Annotated in this window: 22 protein-coding genes and 1 pseudogene; 22 read left to right on the top strand and 1 reads right to left on the bottom strand. The window is 71.4% G+C overall.

Annotated features, from left to right (window positions below; genetic code table 11):
- The 16 genes from infB to VGZ23_11310 all read left to right on the top strand — a co-directional run.
- The coding region (gene infB, locus VGZ23_11385) for a translation initiation factor IF-2 (GenBank protein HEV2358195.1) at positions 1–2,119 on the top strand (2,119 nt) is incomplete at its 5' end.
- A 12-nt stretch (positions 2,120–2,131) separates the two neighbouring features.
- Positions 2,132–2,413, top strand: coding sequence for a DUF503 domain-containing protein (locus tag VGZ23_11380; protein ID HEV2358194.1), 282 nt, complete (start codon positions 2,132–2,134; stop codon positions 2,411–2,413).
- A gap of 35 nt (positions 2,414–2,448) precedes the next feature.
- Positions 2,449–2,814, top strand: a complete 366-nt coding sequence (gene rbfA / locus VGZ23_11375; protein ID HEV2358193.1) for a 30S ribosome-binding factor RbfA — start codon at positions 2,449–2,451, stop codon at positions 2,812–2,814.
- Complete coding sequence (locus tag VGZ23_11370; protein ID HEV2358192.1) at positions 2,811–3,779, top strand: DHH family phosphoesterase; 969 nt, start codon at positions 2,811–2,813, stop codon at positions 3,777–3,779. Before rbfA ends, VGZ23_11370 begins: the two co-directional genes overlap by 4 nt.
- Before the next feature lie 3 nt (positions 3,780–3,782).
- Positions 3,783–4,790, top strand: coding sequence for a tRNA pseudouridine(55) synthase TruB (gene truB / locus VGZ23_11365; GenBank protein HEV2358191.1), 1,008 nt, complete (start codon positions 3,783–3,785; stop codon positions 4,788–4,790).
- Positions 4,765–5,694, top strand: a complete 930-nt coding sequence (locus VGZ23_11360) for a bifunctional riboflavin kinase/FAD synthetase (GenBank protein HEV2358190.1) — start codon at positions 4,765–4,767, stop codon at positions 5,692–5,694. Before truB ends, VGZ23_11360 begins: the two co-directional genes overlap by 26 nt.
- A 124-nt stretch (positions 5,695–5,818) precedes the next feature.
- On the top strand, positions 5,819–6,241 hold the full coding sequence (gene nusB, locus VGZ23_11355) for a transcription antitermination factor NusB (GenBank protein HEV2358189.1): 423 nt from the start codon (positions 5,819–5,821) through the stop codon (positions 6,239–6,241).
- Between the two features lie 16 nt (positions 6,242–6,257).
- Positions 6,258–6,512 (top strand): acylphosphatase, encoded by a 255-nt coding sequence (locus VGZ23_11350; GenBank protein ID HEV2358188.1) that lies wholly within the window; start codon positions 6,258–6,260, stop codon positions 6,510–6,512.
- A gap of 6 nt (positions 6,513–6,518) precedes the next feature.
- The gene (locus VGZ23_11345; protein ID HEV2358187.1) at positions 6,519–6,710 is read left to right on the top strand and encodes a hypothetical protein; all 192 of its coding nucleotides are present in this window, start codon (positions 6,519–6,521) and stop codon (positions 6,708–6,710) included.
- On the top strand, positions 6,707–7,558 hold the full coding sequence (locus VGZ23_11340) for a TlyA family RNA methyltransferase (GenBank protein ID HEV2358186.1): 852 nt from the start codon (positions 6,707–6,709) through the stop codon (positions 7,556–7,558). The genes VGZ23_11345 and VGZ23_11340 overlap by 4 nt, the downstream gene beginning before the upstream one ends.
- Complete coding sequence (locus VGZ23_11335) at positions 7,555–8,460, top strand: NAD(+)/NADH kinase (GenBank protein HEV2358185.1); 906 nt, start codon at positions 7,555–7,557, stop codon at positions 8,458–8,460. The genes VGZ23_11340 and VGZ23_11335 overlap by 4 nt, the downstream gene beginning before the upstream one ends.
- Positions 8,461–8,485: 25 nt before the next feature.
- Positions 8,486–10,171 (top strand): CTP synthase, encoded by a 1,686-nt coding sequence (locus VGZ23_11330; GenBank protein ID HEV2358184.1) that lies wholly within the window; start codon positions 8,486–8,488, stop codon positions 10,169–10,171.
- 25 nt (positions 10,172–10,196) lie between these two features.
- Positions 10,197–11,096, top strand: coding sequence for a branched-chain-amino-acid transaminase (gene ilvE / locus VGZ23_11325; GenBank protein HEV2358183.1), 900 nt, complete (start codon positions 10,197–10,199; stop codon positions 11,094–11,096).
- A 54-nt stretch (positions 11,097–11,150) separates the two neighbouring features.
- On the top strand, positions 11,151–11,729 hold the full coding sequence (locus VGZ23_11320; protein HEV2358182.1) for an NUDIX hydrolase: 579 nt from the start codon (positions 11,151–11,153) through the stop codon (positions 11,727–11,729).
- Between the two features lie 42 nt (positions 11,730–11,771).
- A complete protein-coding gene (locus VGZ23_11315; protein ID HEV2358181.1) occupies positions 11,772–12,953 on the top strand; it encodes a phosphopentomutase in 1,182 nt (393 codons plus the stop codon).
- Positions 12,950–13,867, top strand: a complete 918-nt coding sequence (locus VGZ23_11310; GenBank protein ID HEV2358180.1) for a purine-nucleoside phosphorylase — start codon at positions 12,950–12,952, stop codon at positions 13,865–13,867. The genes VGZ23_11315 and VGZ23_11310 overlap by 4 nt, the downstream gene beginning before the upstream one ends.
- Positions 13,868–13,952: 85 nt before the next feature.
- Here VGZ23_11310 and VGZ23_11305 read toward each other — a convergent pair.
- Positions 13,953–14,288: pseudogene (locus VGZ23_11305) on the bottom strand (GNAT family N-acetyltransferase).
- Positions 14,289–14,521: 233 nt separating this feature from the next.
- Here VGZ23_11305 and VGZ23_11300 point away from each other — a divergent pair.
- The 6 genes from VGZ23_11300 to VGZ23_11275 form a co-directional block, all read left to right on the top strand.
- Positions 14,522–15,826 (top strand): thymidine phosphorylase, encoded by a 1,305-nt coding sequence (locus VGZ23_11300; GenBank protein HEV2358179.1) that lies wholly within the window; start codon positions 14,522–14,524, stop codon positions 15,824–15,826.
- A gap of 65 nt (positions 15,827–15,891) precedes the next feature.
- On the top strand, positions 15,892–16,758 hold the full coding sequence (locus VGZ23_11295; protein ID HEV2358178.1) for a 3-hydroxybutyryl-CoA dehydrogenase: 867 nt from the start codon (positions 15,892–15,894) through the stop codon (positions 16,756–16,758).
- 63 nt (positions 16,759–16,821) lie between these two features.
- Positions 16,822–17,973: an acyl-CoA dehydrogenase gene (locus tag VGZ23_11290; GenBank protein ID HEV2358177.1), complete on the top strand. Its 1,152-nt coding sequence runs from the start codon at positions 16,822–16,824 to the stop codon at positions 17,971–17,973.
- Positions 17,970–18,746: an electron transfer flavoprotein subunit beta/FixA family protein gene (locus VGZ23_11285; GenBank protein HEV2358176.1), complete on the top strand. Its 777-nt coding sequence runs from the start codon at positions 17,970–17,972 to the stop codon at positions 18,744–18,746. Before VGZ23_11290 ends, VGZ23_11285 begins: the two co-directional genes overlap by 4 nt.
- A 37-nt stretch (positions 18,747–18,783) precedes the next feature.
- On the top strand, positions 18,784–19,791 hold the full coding sequence (locus VGZ23_11280; protein HEV2358175.1) for an electron transfer flavoprotein subunit alpha/FixB family protein: 1,008 nt from the start codon (positions 18,784–18,786) through the stop codon (positions 19,789–19,791).
- 7 nt (positions 19,792–19,798) lie between these two features.
- A partial coding sequence (locus VGZ23_11275; protein HEV2358174.1) for a methylmalonyl-CoA mutase family protein occupies positions 19,799–20,564 on the top strand: 766 nt, incomplete at its 3' end.

Raw genomic sequence — 20,564 nt, 5'->3', positions numbered from 1 at the left:
CGCACGTCCCGCGGCGGCGGCCGGCGGCACCGCCGTGAAGCGTGCGGCGGAGACTAAGCCCGAGGCGAAGCGTCCTCCGGCGCCGGCGCGCGAGCGTCCGGCCGCGCACGCGCCCGCGCCCGCACAGGCGGCGACGCCGTCCGCGCCGCCCAAGGAGAAGCCGACGATCCGGTTCGGCGACGTGCGCAAGACGCCCCGGTACGAGCCCGGGACCGCCGCGCCGCCGGCCCGGCCGGCGCTCGAGCCGTTGGCGCCGACACCCGAACCGGTGCGCCCCGCGGAACCCCCGAAGCCCGTGGAGCCCCTCCGGCCTCAACCGGCCGCCCCGGCGGAGCCGCCGGCGCCTCAACCCGTCCGGTATCTGGAGATCGCCGGACCCGTCCAGGTCGGCGACCTGGCCGCCCGCATGGGCGTCGGCCCCGGAGAAGTGGTGAAGCGCCTCGTCGAGAACGGGGTGCTCGCCGGCGTCAATCACATGATCCCGCTCGAGGTCGCCACCAAGGTCATGCAGGCGTTCAACTACGCGCCGAAGGCGCGGGCGGTCGAACAGGTGCAGGAGGTCGCGCCGACGCTGGCAGTCCCGGAGACGACGCCCCAGGAGAAGGGGACGACCACCCGGCCGCCGATCGTCACGGTGATGGGGCACGTCGATCACGGCAAGACGAGCCTGCTCGACGCGATCCGTAAGACGGCCGTCGCCGCGCGCGAGTTCGGCGGGATCACGCAGCACATCGGCGCGTATACCGCGGAGGCGCGCGGCAAGAAGATCGCGTTCATCGATACGCCGGGCCACGAGGCCTTCACGGCGCTGCGCGCCCGGGGCGCGCAGGTGACCGATATCGCGGTGCTGGTCGTGGCCGCCGACGACGGCGTCATGCCGCAGACGGTCGAGGCCATCAACCACGCCAAAGCGGCCCGCGTGCCGGTGGTGGTCGCGATCAACAAGATCGACCTTCCGCAGGTCAATCCGGATCGGGTGAAGCAGCAACTGGTGGACCTCGGACTGGTGCCGGAGGACTGGGGCGGCGACACGATCATGGTGCCGGTCTCGGCGCGCCAGGGCACCGGGCTCGACACGCTGCTCGAGATGATTCTGCTGGTGGCCGAGCTCCGGGATCTCCGGGCGACGCCCGAGAAGCCGGCGCGGGGCACGGTCGTGGAAGCCCGGCTGGACAAGGGTCGCGGCCCCGTGGCGACGGTCCTCGTTCAGGACGGCACGCTGCGGGCCGGCGACGCCGTCGTGGTGGGCGAGACCTACGGCCGCATCCGGGCGATGCAGAACGATGCCGGCGCGCGGGTCGACGCGGCCGGTCCCAGCACGCCGGTCGAAGTCATCGGGCTGAGCGACGTGCCGCAGGCCGGCGATCTGCTGGAGGCCGTCTCCAACGAGCGGATCGCGAAGGCGGTGGCGGAGGAACGCTGGGAGCGCCGCCGCGCGGCGGAACAGGCCCGCTCGCGCCAGCTCAGCGTCGAAGAGATCTCGCGCGAGACCGGTACCATCACCGAGCGCAAGGAGCTCCGGCTGATCGTGAAGGGCGACGTCCAGGGCTCGGTCGAGGCGCTGGTGCCGGCGATTGAGCGGCTCACCACCCCCGAGGTGCTGATCACGATCCTCCACGCGGCCGTCGGCAACGTCAGCGAGTCGGATGTGATGCTGGCGGCGGCCAGCCAGGCGCTGATCATCGGCTTCAACGTGCGGCCGGAGCCGCAGACACGGAAGCTCGCGGAGCAGGAGCACGTCGACGTTCGCCTCTACCGCGTCATCTACGAGGTCCTGGACGACGTCAAGAAACTGACGACCGGCCTGCTCGCCCCCAAGATGGTCGAAGTCGTGCTCGGCCGCGTCGAGGTCCGGCGCGTGTACTCGATCAGCCGGGTGGGGACGATCGCCGGCTGCTACGTCACGTCCGGGCGGGTAACGCGCGGGGCCCGGGTGCGGGTGGTCCGGGACGGGGTCGTCGTGCACGAAGGCGTCATCGGGTCGCTCCGCCGGTTCAAAGAGGACGTGCGCGAGGTCGCCGAAGGCTTCGAGTGCGGCATCGGCCTGGAACGCTTCAGCGACATCAAGGAGCGCGACGTTCTGGAAGTCTTCGCGGTGGAGACGGCGCCGGCCGCGTAACGAGCCGCTGCGATGGTGGTAGGCGTGCTGCACGTGGAGTGCGGCCTTCCGGGCACGCAGAGCATCAAGGACAAACGCCGGATCGTCAAGGCGATCCTCGACCGGCTGCACCGCCGGTTCAACGTGGCCGCGGCCGAAGTGACGCACCAGGAATCCTGGCGGCGCGCCGGGCTGGCCGTCGCGTGCGTCAGCACGACCGTCCGGCACGCCGATTCGGTGCTGGCCCACGTCGCCCGGGACATCGAGCACCACGGGGAGCTCGTCCTGCTCGACTACAGCACCGAGATGCGGTGAAGACCAACGACGCGTTCAGATGGGAGGCGCCGTCCATGACGAGTCCGCGCATCGCCCGTCTCCGCGAGTTGTTCAAGCACGAAACGAGCGCCATTCTGCAGCGCCAGACGCGGGATCCGCGCATCGGTTTCGTCTCCGTCACGGACGTCGAGCTCAGCCCGGATCTCCGGCACGCCCGTATCTTCGTGAGCGTCTACGGCGACGCCGACACGAAGGCCCGCACCATGGAGGGCCTCGCGAGCGCCGAGGGGTTTGTCCGCACGGAGCTCGCGCACCGCATCCGCCTGCGTTACACGCCGGAAGTGACCTTCCGGATCGACGAGTCGATCGAACAGGGCGATCGCGTCAATCGCCTGCTGCGGCAGGTTGCCAAGGAGCGCAACGACCGGGATCCCATATGACCCCGGCCCAACGGATCGCGGAAACGCTCCTGGGCCGGCCGGTGCTGCTCCTCAATCACGTCTCGCCGGACGGCGACTGCCTCGGCTCCACGCTGGCCCTCGCCCGGGCGCTCTGGGCCCGTGAGCGGCCGGCGGTGGTCGCCAGCACCGACGGTGTGCCCGACATGTACCGGTTCCTGCCCGGGGCGGACCGGATCGTCACCGACGTGCCGGCCGTTGATGCGTTCGGCGCCGTCGTCTTCATGGAATGCAGCACGCCGGACCGGGCCGGCAGCCTCGCCGCCCGCGCCGCCGCCGTCCCCCTCACGATCAACATCGATCATCACGTGAGCAACGCCGGGTACGGCGACCTCGTCCTGTACGATCCCGCCGCCGCGGCGGTGGGCGAGCTGGTGACCCCGATCGTGGCGGCGCTCGGCCCGATCGATCCCGCCACGGCGACGTGCCTGCTCACGGCGCTTCTGACCGACACGGGCAGCTTCCGGTATGCGAGCGTCACCCCCCGGACGCTGCGCATCGCCGCGGATCTCGTCCAAGCCGGCGCGAGCCCCGCCCACGTCTACACGCAGGTGTATGAGAACCGGCCGGCGGCGGCCCTGCGGCTCCTCGGCCTGGCGTTGAGCCGGCTCGCCTTGTCTCCGGACGGCCGCATCGCCTGGACCGCGGTCACGCAGGCGATGCTGCGGGAGGCGGGCGCGCCGATGGAGGAGTCGGAGGGCATCGTCGGGTGGCTTCGGGCCATGGTCGGCGTGCAGGTGGCCGTGCTCTTCAAGGAAGAACCCGATGGAATTCACGTCAGCCTCCGCGGCCGGCCGGGCGTGCGCGCCCACGTCATCGCCGAGGCGTTCGGCGGCGGCGGACACGCCGCCGCGGCCGGATTCACCGCCACCGGCCCCCTGCCCGACGTGGTGCGCCGCACGCTCGACGCCGTCGAGCGCGAGCTCGCGACCGGCACCGGTCCCTAGCGCGTGGACGGCGTCTTCAACATTCTCAAGCCGCCCGGCATGACGTCCCACGACGTCGTCGACGTCGTGCGCCGACTCACCGGGCAGCGCCGGGTGGGCCATACCGGGACGCTCGACCCCGGGGCCGCCGGGGTTCTCGTGTTGTGTCTCGGACGGGCCACGCGTCTCAGCGAATTTTTGATGGACGTCGACAAAGAGTACCGCGTGGAGTTGCGTCTCGGGATGCGCACGAGCACGGGCGACGCCTACGGGGAGGTTCTTCCGCCCCCGCCGGCGGCTCCGATCGCCGCGACGCTCCGCGCACCGGCGCGCGCTCCGTCCGGGACGCGCGCCGCGGTCGAGGCGGTCCTCCGGCGGTTCACCGGGGAGATCCTCCAGGTCCCTCCCATGGTCTCGGCCATCCACCACGAAGGCGTCCGGCTCTACGAGTTGGCGCGCCGCGGGGAGGTCGTGGACCTGCAGCCGCGACCGATCACGATCTCGAGCATCGAGATCGTCACGCACGATCGGGACTGGACCCGCCTCCTCCTGCACGTGGTGTGCGGCAAAGGCGCGTACATCCGCAAGCTGTGCGCCGACATCGGCGACGCGCTCGGCACCGGCGGCTACGCCCGCTTCATGGTCCGGACCCGAACCGGGGCGTTTGGGGTCGAGGGGGCGCGGACGCTGGAAGAACTGGGCGGCCTAGCGGCCGAAGGCGCCCTGGAAGGCGCGCTCATCTCCATGGACGACGCGGTGGGCCATCTGCCCGCGGTGGATCTCTCCGACCAGCAGGTGAGCGACGTCCTCCACGGGCACGCGGTGCCCGTCTGGAAGGTCGGGCACGCGCTGCGGGACGACGCCCCGGTCCGCCTCCGCAGCCGGCGGGGCGCCCTCGTGGCGCTGGCGCGGGTGGAGCAGGGTCTTCTCCGGCCGTTCAAGGTCCTGGCCGGAGCGGCTGGCGGCGGGCCCGGTGCCCGTGCCGCGCAGACGCGGGAAGGGCATCGTGCGCCGCGCGTTCGGCCTCGCTGACTGGCCGGCCACTGTCCGCGCGCCGGTGCTCGCCCTCGGCACGTTCGACGGGGTGCACCTCGGCCACCGCCGGGTGATCGGTCTCGCGGTGGAGCGCGCGCGGGCGCGCGGCGGGCCCGCGGCGGTCCTGACGTTCGAACCGCACCCGCTCGAAGTGCTCCGGCCCGCCGCCGAGCCGGTGCTCCTCACCACGATCGACGAGCGCCTCGACCTATTCGCGTCCCTCGGCGTCGACGTCGCCCTCGTGCTGCCGTTCGACGAGACGTTCGCGCGCATCTCCGCGTCGGCCTGGCTCGACGACGTGCTGCGCGCGCGCCTGGATGCCCGGGAAATCGTCGCCGGGTCGTCGTACACGTTCGGGTTCCGGCGCGAAGGGACCGCGCGACGGCTTCTAGCATGGGGCCGTGCCGCCGACGTGCCGGTGCATCTCGAGCCGGCCGTCCTGGCCGGGGGCGAGCCCGTGACCAGCACCCGGATTCGCGCGACGCTGCGCGAAGGGCTTGTCGAAGACGCCGCTCGGCTGCTGGGCCGGCCGTACGGGTTGACCGGACCGGTCGTGCGGGGCGAGGGCCGCGGCCGCACGATCGGCGTGCCCACCGCCAACCTGGCCGTCGGCCCGCGCAAGATCGTCCCGGCCCACGGCGTCTACGCCACGATGGCCACCGTGGGCGCCCGGCGCTACCGCGCAGCCACCAACGTCGGCACGCGACCCACATTCGGCGGGACCACACTCAGCGTGGAGACGTTCCTGCTCGACTTCGACGGCGAGTGCCTCGGCGAGCCGATGTCGCTCGAGTTCGTCCGGCGCGTGCGCGAGGAGCGGACGTTTCCCGATGCGGCAACGCTGGTGCGGCAGATCGGCGACGACGTGGCGGCGGTGCGAGAGTTGCTTCGCGATCAGTGAGCGGGTATAATACCCTGGTGCAGGAACATCGTCCTCTCCGGTCTCGCGCCGTGGGGCACGTGAGCCGTCCGCGGGGCGTCCGTCTGACCACCGATGCGGTGGTCAGTTTGCTTTTCCGGGGCGGATGACGATGCGCCGCCAGGCCCGCGAGGCCGCGCTCGGCGTGCTCTTCCAGGTGGACCTCGGGGGGGGCGACATCGACGAGGCGCTGGGGACGGTTCGCGGCCAGGATTGGCCGCGCGACGACTGGACGCTGATCGAACGGCTGGTGCGCGGCACGCGCGGGCACCTGGCCGAGATCGACGCGCTCATTCGCGGTGTCGCCGAGCACTGGACGCTCGAACGGATGGCCACCGTGGACCGCAACGTCCTCCGCATGGCGATCTTCGAGCTCCGGCATACCACCACGCCGGTCGGCGTGATCATCAATGAGGCGGTCGAGCTGGCGAAGCAATACAGCACCGAGGAATCGGGGCGCTTTGTGAACGGCATGCTGGGCGAGATCGTCCGGCTCGATCCGCGCCTCGTGCGTCAGGCGGCCCGGTAAGTGCGTGCGGGTACAGATGGCGGTGTCCGGCCGGGTCCAGGGCGTCGGCTTTCGTGAATTCACGCGCCGCGCCGCGCGCCGTCTCGGCGTCGGCGGATGGGTGCGCAATCTGCCCGACGGACGCGTCGAGGTCGTCGCCGACGGTGAGCGCGCGGTGCTCGAGGCGCTCGTGAGCGCGGTGCGCGCGGGACCGCCGGGCGCCGTGGTACGCGACATCCAACAGGACTGGCGCGAGACGCGCGCGCCGGAAGAGGAGTTCGTGATCCGCTAAGCCGGGATGCCCGAAACGTCCGGACCGGTCGCCATCGAGAGCATTCTCGCCGAGCACGGCCGGCTCATCGAGCGTGCGCCGGAGCGGTATCTCCCTCCCGAAGACGCCCCGCCGGTCAAGGCCCACCGCGCCATGCGCTACCGCGTCAGGGCCGGTCTGGCCGGGCTTGCGACACTCATTCCGGAGCGGGACCGGTGATCCGGCCGCACACTCAAGCCCTTCGCCTGGACGAGCGGCTCGTGCGGGACGGGCTGGCCGAGACACGGGCCCGCGCGCAGGCGGCCATTCTGGCGGGGCGCGTCAGCGTAGACGGGCAGGTCGCCGACAAGCCGGGACGCCGGGTGGGACCCGACACCCGGGTCGACGTCGCCGGCCCGGCGCATCCCTACGTCGGCCGGGGCGGCCTCAAGCTAGCGCACGCGCTGGCCGCCTTCGCCGTGAACGTCCGGGGCGCCGTCGCGGCCGACCTCGGCGCCAGCACCGGGGGATTCACGGACGCGCTCCTGCAGGCCGGGGCGGCCCGCGTCTATGCCGTGGACGTGGGACACGGGCAGCTCGACTGGCGGCTCCGGCACGACCCCCGCGTCGTCGTCATGGAGGGCACCAACGCGCGCCACCTTACCCCCGAGCGCTTCAGGGGCTGTTGCGATCTTGTCACCGCCGACCTCTCCTTCATCGGTCTGCGCGTGCTGTGGGGCGTCATCGCCCGGCTGGTGAGGCCGGGCGGCGACGTGATCGCGCTCGTGAAACCGCAGTTCGAGGCGGGCCGCGCGCAGGTGGGACGGGGCGGCGTGGTCCGCGACCCCGCCGTCCACGCCTCGGTCCTCGAGGCCACGCTGGAGGCGGCCGCGCGCGAGCAGCTGATCCCGGCCGGCGTGAGCGCCTCGCCGGTCACCGGACCGGCCGGCAACATCGAGTACTTCGTCCATCTGCGGCGGGCCCCGCTCGGGACCCGCGAGGCGCGGCCCGCGGACGTCGACATCCCCCGCGTCGTCGCCGCCGCGCACGGCGCACTCCGGCCGCCGGCAGGCGCGGGGGGCCCATGAACACGGTGGGTCTCCTGGTCAACGTCGACAAACTGCGGGCCGATGACGACGTCGGACGGCTCGCGTCCGAAGCGGTGACGCTGCTCGCGTCGCGGCGGGTCGCCGTCGTCGTCAACGAGGAGAGCGCGCGCACGCTGGGCGTGCCCGATCTCGGCGTGCCCGACGCCGACCTCGTCCGGCGCGCCGACGTCCTGGTCGTCTTCGGCGGCGACGGCACGATCCTGCGCGCGGCACGGCTCACGGCCCGCGACGGCATCCCGATTCTCGGAGTGAACCTCGGCGGATTCGGCTTCCTCGCGGAAGTCCACGACCAGGCGGTCGAGGACGCGTTGCTGCGCGTCCTCGCCGGCGACTACCGCGTCGACGAGCGGATGATGCTCCAGGCGCAGGTGTGCCGCGACGGCGCCCCGGAGGACGGCGGCACGGCCGGCCGGGGACGCGTCATCCGGGAGCTGCTGGCGCTCAACGACGTCGTCGTCGCGAAGAGCGGCTACGCCCGCATTCTCCGCATCCGGACCGACGTCAACGAGGACCACCTGGCGACGCATCTGGCGGACGGCCTGATCGTGGCGACGCCGACGGGGTCCACCGCGTATTCGCTCTCCGCGGGCGGCCCGATCCTGCATCCGGAGCTCGACGCGATCGTGCTCACGCCGATCTGCGCGCATACGCTCAACGCCCGCGCCGTCGTCCTGTCCGCGAACGAGGCCATCACCGTCCGGGTGCAGCCGACCGGGGCGCCGTCGGTGCTGACGGTCGACGGGCAGGAAGGGGAGCCGCTCGAACCCGACGACGTGATCCGGGTGGCGCGCGCGCCGTACCGCACGCGCCTCGTGCGGCTCGGACGGACGGGCTTCTACCGGTTGCTGCGGGCCAAGCTGTCGTGGGGCGGGGAGCGATGATGATGCATACGGGGGGACGCAGCCGATGACGCAGCAGCAGACCAAGTACATTTTCGTCACGGGAGGTGTCGCGTCGGCACTCGGCAAGGGCATCACGTCGGCCTCCCTCGGGCGCCTGCTCAAGAGCCGCGACTGGCGGGTCAGCGCGTTGAAATTCGACCCGTACGTCAACGTGGACGCCGGGACGATGAACCCGTTCCAGCACGGCGAGGTCTTCGTCACCGACGACGGGGCCGAAACCGACATGGACCTGGGACACTACGAACGGTTCATCGACGAGAGCCTCGGCCGCGACAACAACACCACCACGGGCAAGATCTACGGCGCGGTGATCGCCCGCGAGCGGCGCGGCGAGTATCTCGGGGGCACCGTGCAGGTCATCCCGCACGTCACCAACGAGATCCGCGACGAGATCAGCCGGGTGGCGCGGCTGCAGCGCGCCGACGTGATGATCGTCGAGGTGGGGGGGACCGTCGGCGACATCGAGAGCCTCCCGTTCCTCGAGGCGATCCGGCAGTTCCGCCGCTACGTAGGGGAAGCGCACGTGATGTACGTGCACGTCTCCCTGATCCCGTACCTCCGGGGCGCCGGCGAGCTCAAGACCAAGCCGACCCAGCACAGCGTCAAAGAGCTCCGCAGCATCGGCATCCACCCCGACGTCATCGTCTGCCGGACGGAACGCCCGCTCTCGCGCAGCCTGCGGGAGAAGGTGGCGTTGTTCTGCGACGTGGCGCCGGAGGCCGTGATCCAATCGATCGATGCCCAAAGCGTCTACGAGGTCCCGCTTGTCCTGGAGGACGAAGGGCTGGCGCGGATCGTCGAGCGGCGGCTCGACCTGCCGGCGCGGCCGCCTGATCTCGAGGGCTGGCGCGTGATGGTGGACCGGCTGCTCAATTCGCCCGACACCGTCGAGATCGTCCTCGTCGGCAAGTACATGGGCAACGAGGATTCCTACATCAGCATCGAAGAGGCCCTGCGGCACGGCGGGATCGCGAGCGGGTGCCGTGTCCGCATCGCGAAGCAGGACTCCGAGGAACTGGCCGGCCTCGACGACGCGGGGGTCGAGGCGCGCCTCGGCCGGTTCGACGGGATTCTCGTGTGCCCCGGGTTCGGCGCACGGGGGGTCGAGGGCAAGATCAAAGCCGCGCAGTTCGGCCGCACGCGCGGCGTGCCGTTCTTCGGCGTGTGCTACGGGATGCAGTGGGCGGTGGTCGAGTTTGCCCGCCATGTGTGCGGGCTCGACGGCGCCAACACCACGGAGGTGGACCCGGCGACGCCGCATCCGGTCATCGACCTGCTGCCCGAGCAGAAAGCGGTGACGGAGAAGGGGGGCACCATGCGTCTCGGCCTCTACCCCTGCCGCCTTGCGTCCGGGTCGCTCGCCCACGCGGCATACGGCGTGGACGACGTCGAAGAGCGGCACCGGCACCGGTTCGAGGTGAACAACGAGTACCTGCCGATCCTGACCCGCCACGGTCTCCGGGTCACGGGCATCTACCCGGAGCGCAATCTCGTCGAGCTCGTCGAACTGCCGGGCCATCCGTGGTTCCTCGGCACGCAGTTTCACGCCGAGTACCGGTCGCGGCCGACGCGGCCGCACCCGCTGTACAGCGCGTTCCTCGCCGCATCACTCGCGCATCATCGCGGCGCGCCCGCGGACGACACCCACCGGGAAGCCAAGGAGCCGTCGGCGCCGACCGCGAACCGATAACCGCACCAGCCGGGGAGGGACGTCCATGGGTATGGTCTACGTCAACGGCCGCTTTGTCTCCAGGGAGGACGCGACCGTCTCGGTCTACGATCACGGCTTCCTGTATGGGGACGGCGTCTTCGAGGGGATCCGCTGCTACGCCGGCCGCGTCTTCAAGCTCGACGAGCACGTGGCGCGGCTGTTCGAATCGGCGCACACCCTCCGCCTTGAGATTCCCCTGAGCCGCGCCGAGGTCACGGCGGCTATCGTGGAGACGGTGCGCCGCTCCGGCCTCCGCGACGCCTACATCCGGCCGGTCGTCTCCCGCGGCCCCGGAGACCTCGGGATCGACCCGCGGAAATGCCCGAAGGCCAACATCGTCATCATCGTGGACTCGATCCAGCTGTACCCCGAGGAAGCATACCGGAAGGGCCTGCGAGTGATTACGACCTCGACGCGGCAGCGGCCGGTCGACGTGCTCAATCCGCGCGTCAAGACCTGCAACTACTTGAACAACATCATGGCGCGCCTCGAGACGAACCTCGCCGGCGTGGACGAAGGGCTGATGCTGACGGCGGACGGCTACGTCGCGGAGTGCACCGCGGACAACATCTTCGTCGTCCGCGGCGGCCGCGTGCTCACGCCGCCCGCCTACATCGGCATCCTGCAGGGCATCACGCGGCAGACGGTGCTGGACCTGTGCGGGACGCTCGGGATCCCCGCGGTCGAACAGGTCATCACGCTGCACGATGTCTACGCCGCCGACGAGTGCTTTCTCACCGGGACCGGCGCGGAGCTCGGGCCGGTTGTAGAGGTCGACGGGCGGACGATCGGCTCGGGGACGCCGGGTCCGGCGACGCTCAAGATCCTCGCCGCGTTCCGCGCGCTCGCGGCCCGCGAGGGGACGCCGGTCTACGAGCCGAGCGGGGTGCCCGGCGGCGACTGATCGCCGCCACGCCCCCCGGATTCCGGGACGTTGAGCGGCGGGCAGGACGGAAGCATGCGCGTCCTCGGCAGCCGGCGCGTCTTCGACGGCCGGGCGTTCTCGGTCCGCGTCGACGAGATCGAGAATCCGAGCGGTCGGCGGTGGTCGCTGGAGGTCATCGAGCACCCCGGCGCCGTCGCGATTGTCGCGGTGCTGCCGCACTCCGTCGCGCCGGCCGCCTGCGGCGTGAGCCCGAAGCGTCCGCCCGACCGACAGATCGTGCTGGTGCGCCAAACCCGCCCTGCCGTCGGCCGCATGCTGCTCGAGATCCCTGCCGGCACGCTCGAGCCGGGGGAGGCCCCCGACGCGTGCGCGCGCCGGGAACTCGCGGAGGAGACGGGGTACGCGGCCGAGACCTGGGAGTCGCTCGGCGCGTTCTACACGGCGGCGGGCGTCTCCACCGAAGAGATGCACCTGTTCCTCGCCCAAGATCTACACCCCGTGTCCGCCGAGCGCGAAGAAGAGGACCTGACGGTGCACCTGGTGCCGCTCGCCGAGGCGCGGCGCCTCGTGGCGGCCGGCGAGATCCACGACTCGAAGTCGATCATCGGCATCCTGCTGGCATCCGAGCGATTCGGCGGGCCTACGGCGTGACGCAGTGGTCCACGCCGTAGGCCGCCAGGACGTCCGGCCCGCTTGAGTCGTCCCGACCGGGTGCTCGTCCTCGTGCTCGACGGCTGCGGGGTCGGCGCGGCGCCCGACGCGGCCCGGTACGGGGACGAAGGATCGAGCACGTTGCCGCATACAGCGGCGGCCCGCGGGGGGCTGCGGCTGCCGGTCCTCGGCCGGCTGGGACTGGGACGCCTCGGGACCATCGCCGGGGTTCCACCCGCTCCGCATCCCGAGGGGGCCTACGGCACGATGGTGGAAGTGTCGCCGGGTAAAGACAGCACGACCGGCCACTGGGAGCTCATGGGCCTCATCCTCGACCGGGCGTTTCCGACCTATCCACGCGGCTTTCCGCCCGAGATCATCGATCCGTTCGAGGCGCGCATCGGCCGGCGGGTCCTCGGCAATCGCCCGGCGTCGGGGACCGCCATCATCGCCGAGCTCGGAGAGGAGCACGTTTGCACCGGCCGCCCGATTGTCTACACGTCGGCCGACAGCGTGTTCCAGATCGCCGCGCACGAGGCCGTCATTCCCGTCGACGAACTGTACCGCGAGTGCGCCGCGGCGCGGGCGATTCTCACCGGTCCGCACGCGGTCAGCCGCGTCATCGCGCGGCCGTTCGTCGGCGAGCCCGGGCATTTCATCCGGACCGACCGGCGCCGCGACTTCTCGGTGCCGCCGCCCAAGGTCACGGTGCTGGACCGTCTGGCGGCGGGCGGCGTGCCGGTCATCGGCGTCGGCAAGATCGCCGACCTGTTCGCCGGGCGCGGAATCACCGCGGCCGTGCACACGCACGACGACATGGACGGACTCACGCAAACGGCGCGGGCCCTGGAGGGGGTCGAGCGGGGGCTCGTCTTCACGAACCTCGTCGACCTCGACACGCTGTACGGACACCGCAACGACCCCGAGGGATACGGCGCCGATCTCGAACGGATCGACGCGCGGCTCGATGAGATCCTGCGCCGTCTCGGCCCGGCGGGACTCGGCATCATCACCGCGGACCACGGAAACGATCCGACGACGGCGAGCACCGACCATTCCCGCGAGATCGTCCCGCTGCTCGCGGCCGGACCGGACGTGCGGGCGGGCGTGGACCTGGGCGTGCGCCGTACCTTCGCCGACGTCGGCGCGACGGTCGCCGCGGCCCTCGGCGTGCCGGGCCCGGACGCCGGCACGAGTTTTCTGGATCAGATCCTCCCACCGTGACGTCGGGTCCCGGGGGGACGGCCATCGAGGAGGCGGCGGACGTCATCCGGCGGCAATCGCATCTTGCGCCGGAGTGCGGAATCGTTCTCGGCAGCGGCCTCGGGACGCTGGCCGATGCGGTCGTGCCCGACGCGGTAGTGCCGTACCGCGCTATTCCGCACTTCCCCGTTCCGACCGCCGCCGGACACGCCGGGGACCTGGTGCTGGGCCGGCTCGACGGGCGCCCGATCGCGGCGCTCCGCGGCCGGGCGCATCTCTACGAGGGCCACACCGCGGAACGCATCGTCTTCCCCATCCGCGTTCTCGCAGCCTTGGGCGCCCCAACCGTGATCCTGACGAACGCCGCGGGGGGCCTCGACCCCGGGTTCCACGGCGGCGATCTCATGCTACTGACGGACCATATCAACTGGACCGGGACGAACCCGCTCGTCGGTCCGAACGACGACCGCCTCGGTCCCCGGTTTCCCGACATGTCGGCCGTCTACGATCCGGCGCTGCGGGCGGCTGCTGACGCGGCCGGCGAAGCGGAACAGATCCCGCTGCGGCACGGGGTGTATGTGGGCGTGCTCGGCCCATCCTATGAAACGCCGGCCGAGATCCGGATGCTCCGCGCAATGGGCGCCGACGCCGTCGGCATGTCGACGGTCCTCGAGGCGATCGCCGCCCGGCACGCCGGTCTGCGCGTCCTCGGCATCGCGGCGATCACCAACGCCGCCGGGGCCGCGGACGCGACGGGTTCGGCACCAACCCCGAGCCGAGCCGGCGTGGAGCCCCTCACGCACGACGCCGTGCTGGCCGCGTCCGAGGCGGTCGCGCCGCGCTTCGCCCGGCTCGTACGGCGGATCGTGCGCGACCTACCCGCGTCCCGCGCAGGCGGACCGGCAAGCGGCGGGGGCGGGTCCGGCCCGCAGTAGCCGGTGGGGCCGCCAGCCGGCGGATCCCCGACCCCGTCAGCCGCATCTGCACCCAGTCGTCGAGGGACGCGGCGCCGAGACGCCGGTAGAATCCGATCGCCGGCGTGTTCCACCGCAGGACGCTCCACTCCATCCGGCCGCAACGTTCCCGCACGGCGATTCTGGCGAGCGCGCGCAGCAGCGCCGCCCCGGCGCCCTGTTTCCGCGCGCGGGGCACGACGAAGATGTCCTCGATGTAGAGTGTCGGCCGGCCCGCGAAGGTGGAATAGGTGAGAAAGTAGACCGCGACGCCGACCGGCCGGCCGCCGCGCCGGCAGAGGAGTGTCCGGAAGTACGGCCGGCGGCCGAACCCGTGACGGCGCAGGCGCGCGGGGGTCGCCTTGACGCGCCGGCGCAGCCGCTCATACGTCGCGAGCCCCATGAGGAGCTTCCAGACGACGGGGAAGTCGCGGGCGGAAGCGGGACGGATGGTAATGGACGACCGCGAGTCGCGTGTACGCACCCGGCGCGGTTGCTTCGATGCGATCGTGAACCCGGCCTGCCTGCCTGTCCCCCGCCGGGGGGCCCCCGGTGAGACCGACGAGGGCCGGAGGCCATGAGAGGGTTTGTCTTTCGCCGGAGGTAAGTCAGGCGCGAGACCGGGACGAACGCACGATGCGACCCTACGAGCTCATTAAGGCGAAGCGGGACGGCGCGGACCTGCCGCCGGACGCGGTCCGTGAGTTCATCGCGGACTTCGTGCGAGGGGGCGTCTCTGACGCCGAAATGGCCGCATTCCTCATGGCCGTGTACTTTCAGGGCCTCTCGAGCCGCGAAACCGCGGCCCTCACGCGGGCCATGGTCGCGAGCGGCGAGACCCTCGACCTGAGCGGCGTCCGGGGACCGACGGTCGATAAGCACAGCACCGGCGGCGTGGGGGATAAGACCTCGCTCGTCGTCGTTCCGCTGGTCGCCAGTTGCGGCGCGCGCGTCGCCAAGCTGTCCGGACGGGCCCTCGGGCACACGGGGGGAACTCTGGACAAGCTCGAAGCGATCCCGGGATTCCGCGTGGAGCTCACGCCCCGCGAACTCATCGCGCAGGTGAATCGGGTCGGCTGCGTGATTGCGGGTCAGTCGGGGGAACTCGTGCCCGCGGACGGGCGCCTCTACGCGCTGCGGGATCGAACGGCGACCGTGGATAGTGTGCCGCTCATCGCGGCCAGCGTCATGAGCAAGAAGATCGCCGCCGGCAGCGCGGCGATCGTTCTGGACGTCAAGACCGGGAGCGGCGCGTTCATGAAGACCCCGGCGGCGTCTCGCGCGCTCGCGACGGCCATGGTCGAGATCGGGCGGGCCGCCGGTCGTCGTACGAGCGCCGTCCTGAGCAGCATGGAGCAGCCGCTCGGCCGGATGATCGGGAACGCCCTCGAGGTGGAAGAGGCGATTCGCACGCTGCACGGAGAGGGCCCGCCCAGCCTCAACGAGCTCGCGATGACGATCGGGGCGCAGATGCTCGTCCTGGCGGGCGTGGCGCCCGACGCGGCCGCCGCGCGCGGGCGCCTCGACGCCGCCCTCCGGCGAGGCGACGGCGCGCGCACCTTCGCGGCGATGATCGGGGCCCAGGGCGGTGATCCACGCGTCGTCGATGACCCGGGCCGGCTTCCTCAGGCGACGGTGGAACAGGCCGTGGCGGCGCCCGCCGACGGGGTGGTCACAGGCATCGACGCCGAGGCGATCGGGTACGCGGCGATCGCCCTCGGAGCCGGGCGCGTCCGGGCCGGCGATCGGATCGATCCCGGCGCGGGCATCATCCTGGAACGCAAAATCGGCCACGCCGTGCGCCGGGGCGACGCGCTGGCGAGACTTCGCGCCGCGGGCGACCAGCAGATCCGTGAGGCCCGCCGCCGCGTGCTCGAGGCGTACCACATCGGACCGGAGACGCCCGGCGCCCCGTCCCTGGTGCTGGACGTCATCGACTGAGCGCGCGCCGCCCCGACGGCGCGCCGCCGGATGATTCGACACACACGTGACACGGGAGGTGGGTTGTGGCGGCATTTCGCACCATCGGGGTCGTGGGCTGCGGGCTCATGGGATCGGGCATCGTCGAAGTCTGCGCGAGGTCGGGATACGACGTCGTCGTGCGCGAGGTCTCCGACGACCTCTTGACGCGCGGCCTGGAACGCCTGGACGCATCGCTCGGGCGCGCCGTAGAGCGCGGCAAACTTGCGCCGGCCAACCGGAACGCCGCGCGCGCGCGCGTCCGCGGGACGACCCGGCTCGCGGACCTGTCGCGGTGCGAGCTCGTCATTGAGGCCGTCGTCGAGCTGATGGACACGAAGAAAGACGTGTACGCGGAGCTCGACCGGATCTGCCCGCCGCCCACGATCTTCGCCAGCAACACGAGCTCGCTCAGCATCACTGAGATGGCCTCGGTGACCCGGCGCCCCGCCCAGGTCCTCGGGCTGCATTTCTTCAACCCGGTGCCGGTCATGAAGCCGGTGGAGATGGTGCGGGGTCTGCTCACCGCGGAGGAGACACTCGCCGCCGCGAGGGAGTTCTGCGAAGCGCTCGGCAAGACCGTCGTGGCCTGCAAGGACTCTCCCGGGTTCATCGTCAATCGGCTGCTGGTTCCCTACCTCCTCGACGCCGTCCGGGCCCTCGACATGGGCCTCGCCAGCCGCGAAGACATCGACACGGCCGTGCAGCTCGGATTGAACCATCCGATGGGCCCGCTCACCCTCCTCGATTTCGTCGGAATCGACACGACGTATTACATCGCCGAGGCGATGTACCGGGAGCTCAAAGACGCCCGATACGCGGCCCCCCCGCTCATGCGGAAGATGGTGCTGGCGGGCCACCACGGCCGCAAGACCGGACGCGGCTTCTACGAGTATCCGGCGGGGAAGAAATAGGCCGGCGAGCCGCGCCCAGGAGCGCTTCTGCGGCGTCCCGAATACGCTCTGGCGGGTGATCCGATGGAGTTCACGCTCAACGAGGAACACCGCCTCGTCCAGTCCACCGTGCGCGAGTGGGCCACTACGCGGCTGCTGCCGCTGGCGGCGGAGATGGACCGCACGGGCAGCTATCCCCGCGATCTGATCCACGAGCTGGGTGCGATGGGGCTGACCGGTGTCTTCATCCCCGAGGAATACGGCGGCGGGGGCATGGACACCGTATCCTACTGCATCGTCCTGGAAGAGATCGCACGCGCCGAAGCCGCGCTCGCGGCCGTGCTCTCGGTAAACAACTCGCTCGACTGCTATCCGATCCACGCGTTCGGGACGGAGGCCCAGAAGCGCACGTACCTGCCGGAGCTCGCCCGCGGCCGGAAGCTGGGATGTTACTGCCTCACCGAGCCGACCGCCGGGTCGGACGCGGCCTCGCTCCGCGCGACCGCCCGCCGCGACGTGGCGCACTGGGTCCTCAACGGCACCAAAATCTTCGTCACGAACGGCGTCGAAGCCGACGTGTTGATCATCTACGCCCGCACGGGCGGTGAAGGGCCGCGTGGCATCAGCGCGTTCGTCGCCGAGCGGGGCGATCCGGGCCTGTCCGTCGGCAAGATCGAGCACAAGCTCGGCCTCCACGCGAGCAGCACCTGCGAGATCGTGCTCGAAGATTGCCGGCTGCCGCGCGACCGGCTGCTCGGCGAGGAAGGGAAGGGGTTTTCGGTCGCCATGGCCACCCTCGACGGCGGGCGTATCGGCATCGCCGCCCAGGCGCTCGGGATCGCGCGGGCGGCGATGGAGGACGCGGTCGCCTACGCGAAGGACCGTCGGCAGTTCGGGCGGCCGATCGCGGAGTTTCAGGCGACGCAGTGGAAGATCGCCGACATGGCGACCCGGATCCAGGCCGGCCGCCTGCTCATGTACCGCGCGGCGTGGCTGCGGGATCAGGGACGCCGGCACACGGCCGAGGCGTCGATGGCGAAGCTGTTCGCGTCCGAGACGGCGATGTGGGCCGCCACCCAGGCGGTGCAGATCTTCGGCGGGTACGGGTACATTCAAGATTACCCGGTGGAGCGGCATTTTCGGGACGCCAAGATCACCGAGTTGTACGAAGGTACGTCCGAGATCCAGCGGCTGGTGATCGCGCGGCACGTCCTCGGCACCGCGGATCGAGCATGAATATCGTGGTGTGCGTGAAGCACGTACCCGACACCGAAGCGCAGGTGCGCATTCGCGCCGACGGTCTGGGCATCGACGAGAGCGGCCTCAATTTCGTGCTCAACTTCTACGACGAGCACGGGGTCGAAGAGGCGCTGCGGATCAAAGAGCGCCGGGGCGGGACCGTCACGCTGCTTGCGGCGGGACCGCCCCGGGCGGCCGAGGGGTTGCGGGCGGGCCTCGCCATGGGCGCCGATGCCGCGGTCCACATCCAGGACGAGGCGCTCGCCGGCCTCGACCACCTCGGCACGGCGCGGGTCCTGGCCGCGGCGATCAAGATGCTTCCGTACGACCTCGTGTTGTGCGGGAAGCTCGCGACCGACGACAACGCCGCCGTCGTCGGGCCGGCGATCGCGGAATTTCTCGACCTCGCCCAGGCGACGTCCGTCACGAAACTGGAGTTGGGGGAGGGGACCGCCACGGCGCACCGGGAAGTGGAGGGCGCCGTAGAAGTCCTCGAGGTGAAGCTGCCGGCCGTCATCACCGTGGAACGCGGAATCAACGAGCCGAGGTATCCCTCGCTGCCCGGCATCATGCGGGCCAAACGCACGCCGGTTACCGTCCGCGCCCTCGGCGAGCTCGGCCTCCCCGCCGGCGCCCTCACGCCGCACGTCGAGCTGCTCGGCCTGACCCCGCCGCCGAAACGTCAGGCCGGGCGGCGCCTTGAGGGCGAACCAGCGGCTGTCGTGCGCGAACTCGTACGGGCGCTGCGCGACGAGGCCAAGGTCCTATGAGGGCCGTCGCCTCGCCGGCGCCGGGGCATCGGGTCCGATGACGGGCGACGTGTGGGTGCTGGCCGAACATGCCGGGGGCCGGCCGCGAAAGATCACGCTTGAGCTACTCGGCCTGGCCCGCACCTTGGCCGGCAAGACCGGCGGCCGCGTGCACGCCGTCGTCGCGGGGAAGGGGATCGCCGCGATGGCCGCGGACCTCGGCGCCCACGGCGCCGACGCGGTCCACGTCGCCGACGCGGACGTCCTCGAGCCGTATACCACGGAGGCGCACGCGCAGGTGGTCGCGACCGCCCTGGCCGCCGCCTCACCGGGGCTGGTGCTGCTCGGAAGCACGGCGGCGGGCCGGGATCTCGCGCCGCGGCTCGCGGCGCGGCTCGGCGCCGGCCTCATCACCGACTGCGCCTCGGTCGCGGTCGAGGACGGCCGGGTGGTGGCCACGCGGCCGACGATGACCCGCAAGGCCATCGCGCGTGTGGCCTTCCGCGACGATGCGATCCGAATCGCCGTCGTGCTGCCGAACGTCTACCCGCCGGCGGCCGCCGAGACGGGGCGCTCTGCCGAGGTCGCGACGCTGCCGGTGACCGTCGATCCGGAGTCGATCCGCACGCGCGTACGGGAGGTCTCCGCGATCACGCGGGAGACCGTCCCGCTGACGGAGGCCGATATCATCGTTTCGGGAGGGCGGGGGCTGCGCGGTCCCGAGCACTTCGCGCTGCTGGACCGGCTGGCCCGCGTGCTCGGCGCGGCCGTCGGCTCCAGCCGTCCGCCGGTGGACTCCGGGTGGGTACCGCACGACTATGAGATCGGCCAGACCGGCAAGACCGTCAATCCGCAGCTGTACATCGCCTGCGGCATTTCCGGGGCCCCGCAGCACCTCGCCGGCATGTCGGGATCGCGGTATATCGTCGCGATCAACAAGGATCCCGAGGCGCCGATCTTCGGCATCGCGACCTACGGCGTGGTGGGAGATCTGTTTGAGATCATCCCGCTGCTGACCGACGAAGTGGGCCGCCTCAAGGGCGCGCAGAGCGCGGGCGGCGCATGAGCGGCTGATGGAACCGCGCGAACGCGCCGCCCGGTTCAGCACGATCTCGGATCTCGAGATCAAGCGGCTCTACACGCCGGACGATCTCGCCGCGGACGATCCGGCGCGGGACCTCGGCCCGCCCGGCGAGTTTCCGTTCACCCGCGGCATCCACGCGACCATGTACCGCGGCCGCCTGTGGACGATGCGGATGTTCGCGGGATTCGGCTCGGCCGAGGACACCAACGCGCGGTTTCACTATCTCCTGCGCCAGGGCCAGACCGGCCTTTCCGTGGCGTTCGACATGCCGACGCTCATGGGCTACGATTCCGATCACCCCCGCTCGACCGGCGAGGTGGGCCGGGAAGGCGTCGCGATCGACAGCGTGGACGACATGGACGTCCTGCTGCGCGATCTGCCGCTCGACCGGATCACCACCTCGATGACGATCAACGGACCGGCGAACGTCCTGCTCGCGATGTACGTCGCCGTCGCGACCGCCCGCGGGCGCGACCCCGCGTCGCTCGGCGGCACGACCCAGACCGACATCCTCAAGGAATTCATCGCGCAGAAGGAATGGATCGTCCCGCCGCGGCCGAGCATGAAGCTCGTCCGGGACATCATCGTCTACGGCACCCGCGAGCTTCCGCGCTGGAACACGATCAGCATCAGCGGCTACCACATCCGTGAAGCCGGGGCGACCGCGGTCCAGGAGCTGGCCTTCACGCTGGCCGACGGCATCGCGTACGTGCAGGCGGGCGTCGAGGCCGGCCGCGCCGCCGACGCGGTTGCGC

The organism is bacterium (assembly GCA_035945995.1).
In the GTDB taxonomy this organism is placed as follows: domain Bacteria; phylum Sysuimicrobiota; class Sysuimicrobiia; order Sysuimicrobiales; family Segetimicrobiaceae; genus DASSJF01.
The sequence above is the reverse complement of the archived record's forward strand: the minus strand, read 5'-3'. Positions and strand labels throughout refer to the sequence as shown.

Coding starts and splice junctions, on each gene's coding strand:
- VGZ23_11345 (HEV2358187.1), top strand. CDS start 6,519: ATGCCCGAAACGTCCGGACCGGTCGCCATCGAGAGCATTCTCGCCGAG.
- VGZ23_11350 (HEV2358188.1), top strand. CDS start 6,258: ATGGCGGTGTCCGGCCGGGTCCAGGGCGTCGGCTTTCGTGAATTCACG.
- VGZ23_11285 (HEV2358176.1), top strand. CDS start 17,970: ATGAATATCGTGGTGTGCGTGAAGCACGTACCCGACACCGAAGCGCAG.
- VGZ23_11300 (HEV2358179.1), top strand. CDS start 14,522: ATGCGACCCTACGAGCTCATTAAGGCGAAGCGGGACGGCGCGGACCTG.
- VGZ23_11280 (HEV2358175.1), top strand. CDS start 18,784: ATGACGGGCGACGTGTGGGTGCTGGCCGAACATGCCGGGGGCCGGCCG.
- nusB (HEV2358189.1), top strand. CDS start 5,819: ATGACGATGCGCCGCCAGGCCCGCGAGGCCGCGCTCGGCGTGCTCTTC.
- VGZ23_11290 (HEV2358177.1), top strand. CDS start 16,822: ATGGAGTTCACGCTCAACGAGGAACACCGCCTCGTCCAGTCCACCGTG.
- VGZ23_11320 (HEV2358182.1), top strand. CDS start 11,151: ATGCGCGTCCTCGGCAGCCGGCGCGTCTTCGACGGCCGGGCGTTCTCG.
- VGZ23_11370 (HEV2358192.1), top strand. CDS start 2,811: ATGACCCCGGCCCAACGGATCGCGGAAACGCTCCTGGGCCGGCCGGTG.
- VGZ23_11380 (HEV2358194.1), top strand. CDS start 2,132: ATGGTGGTAGGCGTGCTGCACGTGGAGTGCGGCCTTCCGGGCACGCAG.
- VGZ23_11335 (HEV2358185.1), top strand. CDS start 7,555: ATGAACACGGTGGGTCTCCTGGTCAACGTCGACAAACTGCGGGCCGAT.
- rbfA (HEV2358193.1), top strand. CDS start 2,449: ATGACGAGTCCGCGCATCGCCCGTCTCCGCGAGTTGTTCAAGCACGAA.
- ilvE (HEV2358183.1), top strand. CDS start 10,197: ATGGGTATGGTCTACGTCAACGGCCGCTTTGTCTCCAGGGAGGACGCG.
- VGZ23_11330 (HEV2358184.1), top strand. CDS start 8,486: ATGACGCAGCAGCAGACCAAGTACATTTTCGTCACGGGAGGTGTCGCG.